Source organism: Actinomadura madurae (assembly GCF_900115095.1).
GTDB classification, from domain to species: domain Bacteria; phylum Actinomycetota; class Actinomycetes; order Streptosporangiales; family Streptosporangiaceae; genus Spirillospora; species Spirillospora madurae.
On record NZ_FOVH01000024.1, the window covers coordinates 37,345 to 51,263 of the forward strand.

General features: G+C 68.5%; 16 protein-coding genes. 11 read left to right on the plus strand and 5 right to left on the minus strand.

The features are described from left to right. Positions 1-131: 131 nt before the first annotated feature. From BM339_RS42205 to BM339_RS52795, 3 genes are all read right to left on the minus strand, one after another. A complete protein-coding gene (locus BM339_RS42205) occupies positions 132-794 on the minus strand; it encodes a hypothetical protein (protein WP_075024485.1) in 663 nt (220 codons plus the stop codon). Positions 795-937: 143 nt separating this feature from the next. Further along, positions 938-1,285: a hypothetical protein gene (locus BM339_RS42210; protein ID WP_152563845.1), complete on the minus strand. Its 348-nt coding sequence runs from the start codon at positions 1,283-1,285 to the stop codon at positions 938-940. Between the two features lie 219 nt (positions 1,286-1,504). Then, positions 1,505-1,684 (minus strand): DUF397 domain-containing protein, encoded by a 180-nt coding sequence (locus BM339_RS52795; protein ID WP_083598484.1) that lies wholly within the window; start codon positions 1,682-1,684, stop codon positions 1,505-1,507. A gap of 621 nt (positions 1,685-2,305) precedes the next feature. Between BM339_RS52795 and BM339_RS42220 the strand changes: the two genes are divergently transcribed. The 4 genes from BM339_RS42220 to BM339_RS42235 are packed head-to-tail and all read left to right on the plus strand — an operon-like array spanning position 2,306 to position 6,895. Further along, complete coding sequence (locus BM339_RS42220; RefSeq protein ID WP_075024486.1) at positions 2,306-3,319, plus strand: sugar ABC transporter substrate-binding protein; 1,014 nt, start codon at positions 2,306-2,308, stop codon at positions 3,317-3,319. Next, on the plus strand, positions 3,316-4,842 hold the full coding sequence (locus tag BM339_RS42225) for a sugar ABC transporter ATP-binding protein (RefSeq protein ID WP_177287909.1): 1,527 nt from the start codon (positions 3,316-3,318) through the stop codon (positions 4,840-4,842). The genes BM339_RS42220 and BM339_RS42225 overlap by 4 nt, the downstream gene beginning before the upstream one ends. Next, entirely contained in the window at positions 4,839-5,870 is a 1,032-nt protein-coding gene (locus tag BM339_RS42230; RefSeq protein WP_075024487.1) for an ABC transporter permease, read from the plus strand. The genes BM339_RS42225 and BM339_RS42230 overlap by 4 nt, the downstream gene beginning before the upstream one ends. Continuing rightward, a complete protein-coding gene (locus tag BM339_RS42235; RefSeq protein ID WP_075024488.1) occupies positions 5,867-6,895 on the plus strand; it encodes an ABC transporter permease in 1,029 nt (342 codons plus the stop codon). Before BM339_RS42230 ends, BM339_RS42235 begins: the two co-directional genes overlap by 4 nt. A 67-nt stretch (positions 6,896-6,962) precedes the next feature. On the opposite strand, the gene BM339_RS42240 is transcribed toward BM339_RS42235, so the two are convergent. Beyond that, the gene (locus tag BM339_RS42240) at positions 6,963-7,610 is read right to left on the minus strand and encodes a TetR/AcrR family transcriptional regulator (protein ID WP_021592656.1); all 648 of its coding nucleotides are present in this window, start codon (positions 7,608-7,610) and stop codon (positions 6,963-6,965) included. 306 nt (positions 7,611-7,916) lie between these two features. Here BM339_RS42240 and BM339_RS42245 point away from each other — a divergent pair, with 306 nt between their 5' ends. The 6 genes from BM339_RS42245 (at position 7,917) to BM339_RS42270 (ending at position 13,214) form a co-directional block, all read left to right on the plus strand. Next, positions 7,917-9,524, plus strand: a complete 1,608-nt coding sequence (locus tag BM339_RS42245) for a long-chain fatty acid--CoA ligase (protein WP_075024489.1) — start codon at positions 7,917-7,919, stop codon at positions 9,522-9,524. A 36-nt stretch (positions 9,525-9,560) separates the two neighbouring features. Further along, positions 9,561-10,103, plus strand: coding sequence for a cupin domain-containing protein (locus BM339_RS42250; protein ID WP_021592659.1), 543 nt, complete (start codon positions 9,561-9,563; stop codon positions 10,101-10,103). 201 nt (positions 10,104-10,304) lie between these two features. Continuing rightward, complete coding sequence (locus tag BM339_RS42255) at positions 10,305-10,685, plus strand: hypothetical protein (RefSeq protein ID WP_143118817.1); 381 nt, start codon at positions 10,305-10,307, stop codon at positions 10,683-10,685. A 330-nt stretch (positions 10,686-11,015) separates the two neighbouring features. Next, complete coding sequence (locus BM339_RS42260) at positions 11,016-11,387, plus strand: hypothetical protein (RefSeq protein ID WP_075024491.1); 372 nt, start codon at positions 11,016-11,018, stop codon at positions 11,385-11,387. A gap of 49 nt (positions 11,388-11,436) precedes the next feature. Next, positions 11,437-12,132 (plus strand): hypothetical protein, encoded by a 696-nt coding sequence (locus BM339_RS42265; protein WP_143118818.1) that lies wholly within the window; start codon positions 11,437-11,439, stop codon positions 12,130-12,132. A 206-nt stretch (positions 12,133-12,338) separates the two neighbouring features. Next, positions 12,339-13,214 carry an endonuclease/exonuclease/phosphatase family protein gene (locus tag BM339_RS42270; protein ID WP_218163907.1) on the plus strand — a complete coding sequence of 292 codons (876 nt, stop codon included), beginning with the start codon at positions 12,339-12,341 and terminating at the stop codon, positions 13,212-13,214. Here the strand turns inward: BM339_RS42270 and BM339_RS52050 are convergent. Next, positions 13,201-13,332 carry a hypothetical protein gene (locus BM339_RS52050; protein ID WP_256255790.1) on the minus strand — a complete coding sequence of 44 codons (132 nt, stop codon included), beginning with the start codon at positions 13,330-13,332 and terminating at the stop codon, positions 13,201-13,203. The genes BM339_RS42270 and BM339_RS52050 overlap by 14 nt on opposite strands. Positions 13,333-13,409: 77 nt before the next feature. Here BM339_RS52050 and BM339_RS42275 point away from each other — a divergent pair, with 77 nt between their 5' ends. After that, on the plus strand, positions 13,410-13,871 hold the full coding sequence (locus BM339_RS42275) for a nuclear transport factor 2 family protein (protein ID WP_021592665.1): 462 nt from the start codon (positions 13,410-13,412) through the stop codon (positions 13,869-13,871). Positions 13,872-13,919: the final 48 nt, after the last annotated feature.

Below are 13,919 nucleotides of genomic sequence, written 5' to 3' on the forward strand. Positions count from 1 at the left end.
ACCCCATGGCTAACGCCGCGGTCGGGCCACCAGATGAACACGGAACGACGTCAGGTGAACCTATCGGCCAAAGGCCTGGTGGCCGCCGCAGGCTTTCGCCCGCGACGGCCATCCGACGCCCCCGCGTCCACTCAGCTCCGCGCGCCCTGGGGCAGCGGAACGGCACTTCGCCTGCCTCGGAGCGTGACGATGCCCATCATGAGCAGCCAGTAGCTGAGGATGGCGCCCATCGAGGCCGTCGTCCCCCACCCATTGGCGGCGTAGAAGAACGAAGGCTCGTTGCCGAAGAAGAGCGACGGGATGAAGGCGAAGTTGACGAGCGCCAGCACGTAGGCGGACGTCCCGGTCCAGCGCGGCAGCGCACCGGTCTTCATGACGGCATATCCGAGTGCGACGAGGAAGAACCCCAGGAGCATCCGCCCAATGGATCCGTACAGGATGTAAGTCCCGCTGACGATGATCGTGGGGTCGATCGCCTGATCGGCCTCGATGACGGCGCCGGCCTCCAGCCCACTCGACACCAGAGTGACGACGACGTAGGCGACTCCGGTCGTGAACGCGAGATTCCCGACCCACTCGTACCGCGGGTCGACGCTCTTGACGAACTCCCGGAAGCCGGTCACGAAGATGAGCAGGAATCCCAGCGCGAGAATCCCGATCAGGAGCCGGCTGAGAACATTGGCATCCGGCGGCGGCCCCGAGTAAACGAAGTACAGCGGAACCTCGACGATGAATGCCGCGGCGGCGGCGAGGCACGACCATCCGGTGAGGCGGCGAGCAAGAACCGTGTCCACGAGAAACCCTTCCGAGTCGGTATCTGCGTGAACACTCTGCCGGGACGTCCATAACCCCGTCCGTGGGCATGCCCCCCTCTTTCAGGTGGACTTATCTCTACCTCTACGCCCGCCGCCCCTCCATTTCGGCGGCGTGGCCGTTCTCACTTCGCCTTGCGACTCCGCCGCCGCTGCACGCTCTTAACCGGTGCGGCCTTGCCCTCCGCGACGAACCGCTCATGCTGCTGCCACCCCTGAAGCCATTTCCACCCGGACCCGAAAGCCGCCGTGGTCGCAGCGACCATGAACGTGGTCACCTGCGTCTCATCAAGATCCGCCCCGGGCACAAGTTGCGCGACGACCCCGGCCAGCCACCCGGCCGCAACGGCGAACACAGGAGTGAACAAGGCAACCCCGCGCCCCAACCACGAAGCCTCCGCCCTCACCTCGTCCGGGCCCTCGCCATCCTTCGCCGGGACGTCCTCAAGAGCACTCTCAACCACAGCAACCACACCTCAAGACGCTGGGAGCGGCCAGTCACCGGTCGCCACCCTCCGACCAACCTCAACGCCCAAGAATGCCGCGCCACCCAACCACCCGCCCCCAGAACTCCCAACACCGGAAGCGCCCGAGGTCATGTGGACGCCTCACTTCTGGACGGTGAAAGATGCGTCCGGTGTGCACCACGACGCGCACCTATGGCGCGACCGATACCGCCCCTGACCCGCGTCTCAGCGCAGCTTCCCAAGGTCCCGGACGAGCGCGGCGAACGCCTCACTGGTGAGAGTCAGATGGCCGCCATCGGGATCCTTGCCGTCCCGCACCTTAACTACGCCCGCAAAAGCGCGACCTCCACACATTCGCCGCCCTGGTCGCCGCCCTGGTCGGTGCCCCTCGTGCTCTTGCGCCATACGGGGGCATTTCCGCCGAGCCTGGCGCTGGTGTACCTGCGCTGCAAGCGCTGCCCGTCGCGCGGTACAAGACCCACCTCATCTTGGATGCACACTCGCGCCGATCGACCGGCTCTCCGGTGCGGGCGACCGGCTGTACTGCTACGCCGACAAGGGCCATGTCGGCGGCCCTCACCCCGTATCGGTGGCCGCCACCGCCCACGCCATCACCGCGGTCCGCGTCGCGTCGACAACCGTCCGCGCCGCGTGCGGAGCATGAGATGACCGTCCTGTTCATGTCGGCTCCGGCTCGCCCGCTTGGGCGGGACGGGTGAGCCGGCCGTTCGCGAGGCGGGCTGGAGTGCCGCATGATCTTCGTGGCGAGAGCGGCGTAGGCGATGCCGGTGGCGGCTTGGCGCCGTCGGTGACCAGATCAGCAGGGTCAGACGGCGATGATCCCTCTGCCCCTGACCCACAGCGCTTCCTGCGACCGGAAGTGGACGTACAGCGGCGCCAACCGACTCCACCTCGCAGGATGCCGTGCCGTCGTGTGAGCACTGTGAGCCTTGACACAGCCATCCGCGTTGGTGACTATGCGCTTATTCAGTTATCGGTCTCCCTCTATCAAGAGTCGAGGAGCCCATGTTCCGCATCACCACTTCGCTCCGCGCCGGTCTCGCCGCCGGCGTGCTCGGGCTGACCCTGCTGGCCACCGCGTGCGGGGGCCAGTCGGGCTCCGCAGGCACCTCGGGGAAGTCGCTTGAGGGCAAGACGATCGCTCTGGTCGGTTACGGGAAGTCCAATCCGTGGGGCGCCTACTACAACAAGGTGTTCGGGGACCGGCTGGCGTCCACCGGCGTCAAGATCAACGACCTGACCACGATGGACCCGGGCACCCAGGTCCAGAAGTTCAACCAGGCCGTCGCGCAGAAGCCGGATCTGATCGTCACCGCGATGCTCGACACCAAGGCGATGGTGGTGCCGATCAAGAAGGCGAAGACCGCCGGGATCCCGGTGCTCGCCGTCGACGGCCGTCCCGACCCCGCGGTCGCCGGCGACGTCATGGCGGTGCTCTCCGACAACGAGAAGCTCGGCGAGTTCGCCGCGCAGAACATCATCGAAGGTCTGAAGGCGCAGGGCCGCACTTCAGGGAGCATCATCGTCCTCACCGGCACCAAGTCCATGCTCGTCACCCAGGACCGCATGAAGGGCTTCAACCGCGTGATGGCGACCGCGCCGCAGTACAAGGTCGTCGACGAGCAGGACGCCAACTGGGACCCGCAGCTTTCCGGCACCATCGCCCGGCAACTCCTCGCCAAGCACGGCAAGGACGGGGTGCAGGCCGCGTACGGCATGGCCGACTACATGGCCCTGCCGATCATCCAGGCGGCCACGCAGGCGGGCTTTCCGGTCGGCGGCAAGAAGGGACTGGTCGTCACCGGCAGCAACTGCTTCAAGGCCGGTATTGACGCGATCAAGGCGGGCCGGCTCTACGGCACGGCCACCGAGGATCCCGGCACGATCGCCGCGCAGACCGCCGACTACGTCGTCCGGTTCCTGACGGACAAGAACCCGCCGCGGCAGGAGATCGTCAAGGAGGAACGGATCACCGCCGCGAACGTGGCCCAGCAGGCCGAGAAGTGCAGCCACGCGTGAGCGGAGCGGAAACGGGGCGGGCCTCCGGCGGCACCGAGGTGCGCGTCGAAGGCCTGGCCCGTTCGTTCAACGGCGTGCCCGCGGTCCAGGACGTCTCCTTCACCGTCGGGCCTGGCGAGATCCACGGCCTGTGCGGCCACAACGGCGCGGGCAAGAGCACCGTGGTGCGGATGCTGTCGGGAGAACTGGCGGCCGACGCCGGACGCATCGTCATCGGCGGGGACGAGGTCGTGCTGCGCAGCCGCCAGGCCGCCCAGCGCGCGGGTGTCGCCCTCGTCGACCAGGAGCTGAGCGTCGTCCCGGCGCTGACCGTGCTGGAGAACGTGCTCCTCGGCGACATCGACGCACCCTTCGTCAACCGGAGGCGCAAGGCGGCGGCGCGCTGCCGCCGGATCCTGGACGACATGGGCCTGAAGCACATCAGCCCTGACCAGCCGCTTTCGGCGCTCGGCATCGGCACCCGGCAGCTGGTCGAGATCGCCAAGGCGCTGAGCCAGAACGCCCGGCTGGTGATCCTGGACGAGCCCACGGCCACGCTCAGCGACGCCGAGAGCGCATTCGTGTTCGCGGCGATCCGGCGGGTCGCAGCCACCGGCTGCTCGGTCATCTTCGTCTCGCACCGGCTGTCGGAGGTGCTGGAGCTGTGCGACTCGGTGACCGTGCTGCGCGACGGCCGCGAGGTCGCCACGACCCCGGCGAAGGACCTGACGGTGGACGAGCTGATCGTGCAGATGCTCGGCGAGGCGCCTCACCGTCCCGCCGCCGTGCGCGAGCCCGCCCGGGACCTCGCGCACGCGCTGCGGGTCGAGCACCTGCGCGTGCCCGGACGCCTGGGCGACTTCGCCCTCACCGCGCAGGCGGGCGTCATCTACGCACTGGCAGGCCAGCTCGGCAGCGGCGCGTCCGACGTCCTGCGCGCCCTGGCGGGCCTTCACCCCAAGGCGACCGGAACCGTCGAGCTGCACGGCAGGCCGGTTCCGTTCCGCGACCCGGTCGGCGCCGCGCGCGGCGGCATCGCCTTCGTGTCCAACAACCGCAAGTCCGAGGGCCTGTTCCTGGACAAGTCCGTCGCGTCCAACCTCGTCGCGACCCGACTTCCCCGCCTGGGCAGGGGCGGCGTCCTGCGGCCACGGCGTGAGCGCCTCGCCGCCCGGTCGCTCGCCGAGCGGTCGGGCCTGCCGCGGCACCGGCTCGGCCATCGCGTGGGGACCCTGAGCGGCGGAAACCAGCAGAAGGCATTCGTCGGCCGGTGCCTGGAACGCGAGGACGTCCGTGCCCTGCTGCTGGACGAGCCCACCCGCGGCGTCGACATCGGCGGACGGGCGGCGATCCACCGGCTGCTCCGCCAGGCCGCCGACTCCGGGCTCGTGGTCATCTTCGCGTCCACCGAGCTGGAGGAGCTGCTCGAACTGGGCGATGTGATCGTCACGATGCGCGACGGCCGGACGGTGAACCGCTACCAGGGCGACGCCGAGAGCGCGCAGCTGATGCGCGACATGACCTACGGAGCAGGGGAAGCATGAGGAGCGTTGACGACCCCTCCGGCGGCGCGGCGACGGCCGCGCCGGACCCGCGGCGGCCCGATGGCGCCGCCGATCCCGCGCCGGTCACGGGCGTGTCCGGGAGGTGGCGGCCGAGCGCGTTCGACATCGGCCCCGCCGTCCTGGTGCTGCTGCTCGTCGCGCTGGCCATGACGACACCGCGGTTCTTCAGCGCCGACAACGTCCGCGCGATCCTCGCCTCATCGGCCTTCGTCGGCATCACCGCCATCGGCGCCACCCTGGTGATGATCTCCGGATCCGTGGTGTCGCTGGCCACCGCGCAGACCGCGACCGTCGTGGCGATGCTCTTCCTGAGCACGCAGCAACTGGGCCTCGCGGTCTCCCTGCTGATCGCGCTCGCGGCTGGAGTCGCGCTCACCGCGTTGCAGGGCGCGGTCATCGGCTACTGGAACGCCAACCCGATCGTGCTGACCATCGCCGCCGGGTTCGCGCTCGGCGGCGCCGCCACCTGGTTCAGCGACGGGACGACGGTCTACCCGGAGAGTAAGGCGTTCGACGCGCTGAACGCCACACCGCTGGCCCTCCCCCTGGCCGTGTACGTTCTGCTCGCCGTCGCCGTCCTCGCGGAGTGGACGTTGCGCCGCACGACCGCCGGGCGGCAGATGTACCTGGTGGGGGAGAACCGGGACGCGGCACGCGCGGCCGGGCTGCCCGCCGGGCGGGTGACCGTGATCGCGTGGGCCTTCTTCGGCGCGTGCATCGCGCTGACCGGGGTGTTCCTCGCCTCGTTCCACACCTCCGCCACGGTGACGCTGGGCGGCACGCTCTCGCTCGATGCCATCGCGGCGGTGCTGCTGGGCGGTACCGCGATCGCCGGTGGACGAGGGACCGCCCTGCAGACCCTGGGCGGCGCGGTGCTGATCTCCGTCATCTCGGACGTGCTTCTGCTGCGCGGGTTCTCCACCGGCGTGCAGATCCTCGTGAAGGGAATCCTCGTGCTCGCCGTCGTCACCTTCGTGTACCTGCGCGCCACCAAGGGCCGCCGATGACCCGCCGTCGGCTTGCCGCGCCTGACCGTCTGATCCCCGCGGTCTCCCTGTTCGCCGTGCTGGTCCTGTTCGCGTGCTCGCCGATGGTGAGCGGCGAGGCCCTGGAGACGTTCGACGTCTACAACGCGCTGCAGGGCTTCGCCCAGCTGGGTCTGCTGGCCCTCGCGCTCGGGATCACGATGATCGCGGGCGAGTTCGACCTGTCGGTCGCCGGGACCTACGCGTTCGGTGGCATGCTCGCCGTCCAGGTCGGCGGGACGGCCCCCGTCCTGGGTGTGCTGGCGGCCGTGGCCGCGGGTGCCGCCATCGGCGCGTTGCAGGGCGGGTTGATCGCGCGGCTCCGGATCCCGTCCATCCCCGTCACGCTCGCGACCTACATCGCGCTGCTGGGGCTGGCTTACACGATGTCCGGCGGCCAGAGCAAGACCTTCGCCAACGACGGTGCGACGCTGTGGGTCGACCAGACCATCGCCGGGATCTTCTCGCCCCGGAGCCTGATCACGCTCGCGGCCTTCCTCATCGCCGCGCTCGTCCTGGCCTACACCAAGCTGGGACGCGAACTGCGCGCCATCGGCAGCGACCGCCGGGCCAGCCGCGTCGCCGGAGTCAACGTGGACCGGCGGATCGTTGGGATCTTCGCGCTGTCGGGGACGCTGGCCGCTCTGGGCGGTGCCCTGCTCAGCTACAGCCTCGCGTCGGCCAACCCCGACCCGGGCCTGCAACCGCTGATCCTTGCCGCCGTGGCCGCCCTGGTGGGCGGCGTGTCCCTGGCCGGCGGCCGCGGAGCCCCGCTGGGGCTGCTGGCCGGTGCGCTGTCGGTGGCCCTGCTCGCACAGGTCGTCGCGGTCACCGCCATGCCCGACTACTTCACCCAGTTGCTCTACGCTGCCCTGCTCGGAGCGATCGTGGCCATCGAGAGCCCCGGACTGCATCAGGCGATGGACCGGCTCCGAGCCCACCGCGCGGACGCGATGCTTCACCCGCCGACGGAAACGGTCAGCGCTGTCAAGGGAGGACGAGAATAACGGAAGCGACGACCGTGGGTGAAGGTGGACGGAGCACGCACGAGATCAAGCCGGGCTCACCGGTCTCCTATCTCGTCGGCGTTGCCGCCTGCGCGACCTCGGTCATCTTGATTGCCAGCCTGGCGTAGAACTCCCCGAGCTCCGAGGGGGTGTCGGGGCCATCGAGCCGGTACCAGCGCACCAGGTCGACCCCGAGTGACAGGATCGCCCGTGCGATCTTGTTGACGTCCCCGTCGGACACCGGCACATCGGAGATCCGCGCGTCTTCGATGTGCCGGTGGACCGCGTCCCGGAAGATCGTGTTGATCTCACCGCGCAGCGCCAGGATCTTGTCGTAGTGCTCGGGTCCCAGCGGCCCCAGCTCGTACTGGCAGATCCGGCCGACCGTGTGGTGCCTGGCGTGCCAGGACACGAACGCCGCGACCAGGCGGCACAGGTCTGCGCGTGCGTCCTCGCCGGCAGGCAGCCGGCGCAGGTCCTCCAAGACCCGGGTGTGGCCCATGCGGAGGATCTCGTACAGCACCTCTTCCTTGGACTCGAAGTGCACGTAGAGGGCTCCGGGGGAGATCCCGATCTTCGCCGTGATGTCCCGCGTCGTGGTCGCGTGGAACTCCTTCGCCGAGAAGCACAGGACCGCGGAGTTGAGCAGGGCCTTCGCCACGTCGCCGAGTTCGGCGTCCCACAGCTGCTCGGACGCGTCGTCGAGCCGGATCATCGCCGGTCTGGCACGGCGCCGTGGACCACGTTTGGCCACCATGCCGCTCAGAAGACCCGCGCGGAGCCGGTCATCTCCCGCTCCCCGGCCAGTGCCGCGAGGCCCTCGACTCTGGGCTTCGCCGTGACCACGATGCCTTTGCGCATGCCGGGCTCCCTGATCCGTCGCGCTCCCACACACTTACTGGACGCAGAGTTACTTTCGTGCACGGTGGGCGTCAAGTCCTCTTCCGGGTGTTGACAGCCAGGCACTATATCACTAACTATGCGCTTAGTAAGTATCCCTGCGAGGAGGGACGCCGACCGGATGCACGGCTTGATGCAGGAACGATCCCTGGCCCTTCCCCTGGTCTTCCGGCGGGTTGAGCGGTATTTCGGGCACAAGCGAGTGGTGTCGGGCCATGCCGCGGGGGAGACGGTTGTGGCTTGGAGTGAGGTCTGTGAGCGGACGCGCCGTCTTGCGGCGGTGCTGGATCGTCTGGAGGTTCCGCATCAGGCCCGGGTTGGAACGTTCGGGTGGAACAGCCAGCGGCATGTCGAGTTGTATCTGGCCGTGCCGTGCTCCGGCCGGATTCTGCACACCATCAATCACCGGTTGTTCGGCGAGCAGATCGGCTACATCGTCGAGGACGCCGCCGACGATGTGATCTTCATCGATCGTTCGTTGCTGGCGATCGTCTGGCCGGTGGTCTCCGCCTCGGCCGGCATGCGGTACGCGGTGGTCATGGACGATGGTGCCGATGTGCCGCTGCCGGACGATCCGCGGATTCTGGACTACGAGACCCTCATCGCCGAGGCCGCGCCCGTCGGTCAAGAGTTCGCCGTGCCCGATGAGAACACCGCGGCGGCGCTCTGCTACACCTCGGGGACGACTGGGAACCCCAAGGGCGTCTTGTACAGCCATCGCTCGGTGGTCCTGCATGCGCTGCTGCTGCTGATGACCGACAATTTCGGGATCAATGAGCGCGATGTGGTCATGCCCGTCGTGCCGATGTTCCATGTCAACGCTTGGGGGCTGCCGTACGCCGCGATGCTGAGCGGCGCGGATCTGGTCCTGCCCGGCCCGGTGACCGATCCCGCCGGACTGATCTCGCTGATGGAGCGGCACCGTGTCACCTTCTCCGGTGCGGTGGCCACCGTATGGCGGGGCATGGAGCCGTACCTCGCCGGCCATGACCTGTCCAGCGTGCGGATGATCGTCTGCGGTGGCGGCGCGGTCGACGAGGCGCTGTCTCGTTCGTACCAGAAGGCCATCGGGATACCGCTCACCAATGCCTGGGGGATGACCGAGACCAGCCCGGTGGTGACCACCTCGCGGCTGGCGACCGTGCACGACGGCCTGGACGCCGACGCCCGGCGCGCGGTCATCGGGTCCCCGGGCCCGGCGATTCCGTTGACCGAAGTGCGTCTGATCGGTGACGACGACGCCGAAGTGCCGTGGGACGGGGCGAGGCCTGGAGAGCTCCAGGTCATGGGGCCCACCATCGCGGGGCGGTACTTCGGGGAGGCCGAGCCCGGCCCGGCCTTCACCGAAGACGGCTGGCTCAGGACCGGGGACGTGGCGACGATCGACCGTTACGGGTACGTACGGATCGTCGACCGGACCAAGGACCTGGTCAAGTCCGGCGGTGAGTGGATCTCCTCCGTCGAGCTGGAGAACGCGATCATGGCCGAACCCCGGGTCGCCGAAGCCGCCGTGATCGGGGTGACCGACCAACGATGGGGCGAACGGCCGGTCGCCTACGTGGTCCCGAGACCCGGAGCCGAGCTCACAGCCGACGACGTGCGCGAGCACCTGGCCGACCACGTCGCCCGCTGGTGGATCCCCGAACAGGTGGTCTTCGTGCCCGAGATCCCCAAGACCGCCACCGGGAAGTTCTCCAAACGGCAACTACGAGCAGGACACCAACGGTAGGCCAGCACCCGACCACCCCACGAAGGAGCCGCGATCATGGCCATTGAACCCCGTCTCATCGTCACGGGCCGCGAGGCCGACGGAACCTCGGTGTTGGTCACCGACCAGCCCGGCGAACCGATCACCGTCGGCGCCATCCCCGGCTCGGAGTTCTACCTGCTGTGGGGCACCGAGGACGGCGGCGCCACCGTGGGCACCGAACCCCGGCAGCCGAAACTCGTCCCGTTCTTCCCCGGTACCGCGGGCACCCGCATCCTGTTCCTGCGGTGGGCGCCGGAGTCCTCCGCCCCAGAACAACTCGGCGACCCGGACGAACTGGCGGCCGAGGCCACCGACAAACTCCCCGGCCTGATGGACGTGTTCGAACCCGACCACCCCGGCATGCACACCACCGACACGATCGACTACGGCATCTGCCTCGAAGGCGAACTACACCTGGAACTGGACAACGGCGAAGAGGTCAAGCTCACCCCCGGCGCCTGCGTCGTCCAGCAGGGAACCCGCCACGCCTGGCACAACCGCAGCGACAAGCCGGCCCTGATGTGCTACGTCCTCATCGGCGCCGACCGCGACTCCTGATCTAAGGATCTCCTCGACGACGGCAAGGGCCTGACCATCATCGGCATGATCGCCGACTTCTGGGGCGGGTGGGGGCGCGCGATGGATCGTGGCGGGGACTGATTTCGGGAGCGAGAAGCGGGCCCTATCTGGGTGGCCGTTCGCGGGTCGGTTCGGGTTCTCGTGGTGCGGTTGTCGGGGTTGGGGGGCAGGGTGCGCTTTATGCGCGAGGACGAGTTGGGGGAGTTGAAGCGGAGCCTTCGTCGGGGTGACGGGCTTGATCAGGTTCGGTGTTCGGCGGTGGAGCTTGGTCGTTGGCTTGTGGATCACATTGGCGACGAGCGGGCTGCCACGGCGCTTGCCGTGAGGACTCAGCGTAAGGATGACTGGGACGAGTGCTGGGCCACCCGGGCGCGGATCAAGGAGGACGTCGCTCGGCGGCTGGAGAAGGCGGACGACGCCGCCCTGCGCGCCGCGGCGCTGTGCGTGGTGTTGTGGCCAGAGGAGCCTTATTCGGATTCCGCGGCGCTGCGGCGGTTGCTGGCGAGGACCCACCATGCGGGAGATCGCAAGCAGATCACGGCGGCGCTCAGTTCCCCGTGACCTTCGGTCGTCATGTTGGTGTGGCGGGTGTGTCACGCTGGGTGGGTGGTTGGTGGGGGTTTGTCTGGGTGGGTGCGGTGGCGGGTCGGGGTTGCGATCTCGTGTGCCTTTGTTGCCGTGGTGGGTGGGGGCGGGGTGGTGGCCGCCTGGCGGCTCGGGCTCTTCAACTCGGATGGACGGTTCGAGGATCTGGACGCGTGCGCGCTCATGCCTGAAGCGGGAGTCCTTGCGCCGTTGGTTTCGAACGGGCGGCGAGAGCCTGGGGCGTCCAAGCCTCGGTCGTTTCTTGGATGGGGCGGGGATACCTGGTCAGAGTGCAAATGGAGCAGCGTGCCGGCGGGGATCGACCGGCCGTTCCGGACGGTGCGTGTTCACGTCCAGACGAAGCATGCGGCCACGGATCGGACCGGCCCTGAAGTCGCCGCCGATGCGCTGCAGAACTGGTACGACAACCGTGTTCGCCGGGGTGCGCGGGTAACGCCGGTCGGCGTTGGAGAGAGGGGCTACGGGGTCACCGACAAGGCGACCTACGTCGTCATCGTGGCTCGCGTCGAGGTGTTCGATGTGCACGCCAAGTTCAGGGTGTCCAACGCCGTTGTGGACGTTTCGGCGCGTACCCATGACCAGCCGGGCGTTGAGGAGAGGGCGCAAGTGGACGGCCTCGCGAAGAGGGTCGCCGCCCGGTTGAACTCCTTCGGCTGATCCGCCGGGGTAGTCGCGCCGTTGAGTTGAGCGCTTTATCGTTCGTTGGGTGTCGGGTGATCAACGGGTGCGCAAGCCTGGTGACGAGGCCGTTCTGGTGGCGATCAAGCGGCCGTCGCGGGAACGCCGGCGTGCGCTGGGGCGGCGGGCCTTGGGGCGGATGGGCCAGGCGCAATGGATCGTGGCGGGGCCGCTCGTCGCGGTCGTTCTCTTTTTCGTTGTCGCCTTGACCGTCTACCCGCCCTTGTACGTCCTCTTCGGCACGAGCGTGCCGGGACTCGTCGATGAGAAGGGGCCCCTTTCGGCCGGGGACAAGTTCAAGGCATTGGGGATCTGGATTCCCTGGATCCTGATTCTCGGATTCGCGGTTTGGGCGTTCGTTCGGCAGCGGGTCATGCGTCCGTACCTGGCCGTGGATGCGGACGGGGTCTGGCCCGTCTTCGGTGGGCGTATTCGGGATGGGCTCGGGTGGCAGGAGATCGCCGCGATTCATGTCGTGGCGGAGAACGCGCCCACTACGGTGCCCGCGGTGGAGGCTTCGCCGCCGTTCGTGGAGATCTTTCCGACCAGGGCGATTGACGATTCCGGCTCGGCGACTCCGTTGGCGGCCATGGTCGTCATGGCTCAGCCTCCTGTGCCGAGGTTGCGCGGTAAGCGTTACGTCATTGAGCTGGCCGTGCCGCCTGATGAGTTGGGGCGCGCCATCGACCGGTTCGGGGCAGGTAAGCGCCTTGTCTTGAGGTAGAGCCGAATTGCCCCCGAGCAAACCGGGTCGCTTGTTAGGGCGTCCTAGGGACGGTGAGGGCAGCCTGGGTGGAGCGGATTCGCGTGGCGGGCGGTGCGGCGGCGAAGGCGGCGGTGTCGCGGTGGGCGCGACGTCCGGCGTCGGACGGGGACGAGAAGGGCCGGTCGACCTGGGCGCGGGGGCGGGTGCTCACGGCGCTCGCGGTGATGACCGCCGGGCTGTTCGCGTTCCACAGCGTCCTGCCCGATTCGATGGGCAGTCTGGTCGAAGCGTTTCTGCCTTGGTTCGGTCTGGCCGTGGTGGTGCTGCTCATCTTGGCGGTGGTTCGCCGTTCGGCTACCGCGCTCGTGGCCCTGGTCCTGCCGGTGGCGGCGTGGATATACGGTTTCGGCGGGTTGTTGCTGCCCGTGGGCGAGCCTGGCGGGCACGACCTGGTCGTCGTGCAGCACAACGTCAGCGACGAGAACACCGACCCGGCGGGGACGGCTCGCGCACTGGCCAAGGCCGAACCCGATCTCATCGCGGTGGAAGAGCTGGTGCCTTCGGCGGTGCCGGTTTACGAGAGGACGTTCGCGGCGGATTTCCCGTATCACGCGGTTCAGGGCACCGTCGGGCTCTGGTCGAGGCATCCGCTGAGCGGTGTCAGGGCGCTGGACATCAAGCCCGACGGGATCACGGAGGAGTGGAACCGCGGGCTGCGGGCCGTGGTCTCCGCGCCGCACGGTGAACTCGCCGTGTATGTCGCGCATCTGCCGTCCGTCCGCGTAAGGGCGAGTGGTCTGGCGTCGGCCTGGCGTGATGAGAGTGCCGGACTGCTGGGCAATGCCGTTGCCGCGGAGGAGGTAAAGGCGGTGATCCTGCTGGGCGACCTCAACGGGACGGTCGATGATCGTGGGCTAGGACCGCTGACATCGCGGATGAACGTGGCCGAGCGCGGGTTGGCCTTCAGCTTCCCCGTGTCTTTGCCGGTGGCTCGCATCGACCAGGTCATGGCGCGGTCGGCGACCGTCCGTCACGTTTGGACCCTGCCCGCCACCGGCAGCGATCACCTGCCGATCGCCGCACGGGTCACGCCGGATTGACATGCCAGGGGCGTTCGCCGGGCTCGGGCAGGGTGCCGCGCTTCACGAGGATCTTCGTGCCGTCGTCGGCCTCGCCTTCGTCGTCGCCGGTCATGACGAGCGACGCCCCGGTGCTCACGTTACGCACTGACTCGCGGCGGCCGGGGGTAGAACCTGTTCTTGTCTTATCGCGGTGGAGCGAGCAGGCTGTGTCGCATGGATCTGGTTGCCCTGGAAGAGATTCGGCGGCTGAAGTACCGCTACCTGCGCTGCGTCGACCTCAAGCTGTGGGACGAGTTCGCCGAGGTGTTCACCGAGGACGCCGTCGCCGAGTACGACACGCCCGTCCTGAAGAAGACGCTCCGGCTGGAGGGGCGGGACGCGATCCTCGACTACATGCGCTCGAACCTCGGGCCGGACAAGATCTCGACGCACACGGCGGGCTGCCCGGAGATCGACCTGGACGGCGACCGGGCCACCGGCGTCTGGTCGCTGGACGACACGATCATCATCCCCGGGCACAACCTGCTCATCCGGGGTGCCGCGTTCTACTACGACACCTACCGGCGCGGGGACGACGGGACGTGGCGGGTCGAGAAGACCGGGCACCGGCGGACCTACGAGTACATGGTGTCGCTGGACGACGCCCCGAGCCTGAAGTTCACCACCTCCCATTGACCGGGACCTCGCGTTGACCTCCGCCTAGAACGAGTTCTAGCGTGCGTC

Coding starts and splice junctions, on each gene's coding strand:
- BM339_RS52795 (WP_083598484.1), bottom strand. CDS start 1,684: ATGGCGCAAGAGCACGAGGGGCACCGACCAGGGCGGCGACCAGGGCGG.
- BM339_RS42220 (WP_075024486.1), top strand. CDS start 2,306: ATGTTCCGCATCACCACTTCGCTCCGCGCCGGTCTCGCCGCCGGCGTG.
- BM339_RS42230 (WP_075024487.1), top strand. CDS start 4,839: ATGAGGAGCGTTGACGACCCCTCCGGCGGCGCGGCGACGGCCGCGCCG.
- BM339_RS42235 (WP_075024488.1), top strand. CDS start 5,867: ATGACCCGCCGTCGGCTTGCCGCGCCTGACCGTCTGATCCCCGCGGTC.
- BM339_RS42240 (WP_021592656.1), bottom strand. CDS start 7,610: ATGATCCGGCTCGACGACGCGTCCGAGCAGCTGTGGGACGCCGAACTC.
- BM339_RS42245 (WP_075024489.1), top strand. CDS start 7,917: ATGCACGGCTTGATGCAGGAACGATCCCTGGCCCTTCCCCTGGTCTTC.
- BM339_RS42250 (WP_021592659.1), top strand. CDS start 9,561: ATGGCCATTGAACCCCGTCTCATCGTCACGGGCCGCGAGGCCGACGGA.
- BM339_RS42255 (WP_143118817.1), top strand. CDS start 10,305: ATGCGCGAGGACGAGTTGGGGGAGTTGAAGCGGAGCCTTCGTCGGGGT.
- BM339_RS42270 (WP_218163907.1), top strand. CDS start 12,339: ATGACCGCCGGGCTGTTCGCGTTCCACAGCGTCCTGCCCGATTCGATG.
- BM339_RS42275 (WP_021592665.1), top strand. CDS start 13,410: ATGGATCTGGTTGCCCTGGAAGAGATTCGGCGGCTGAAGTACCGCTAC.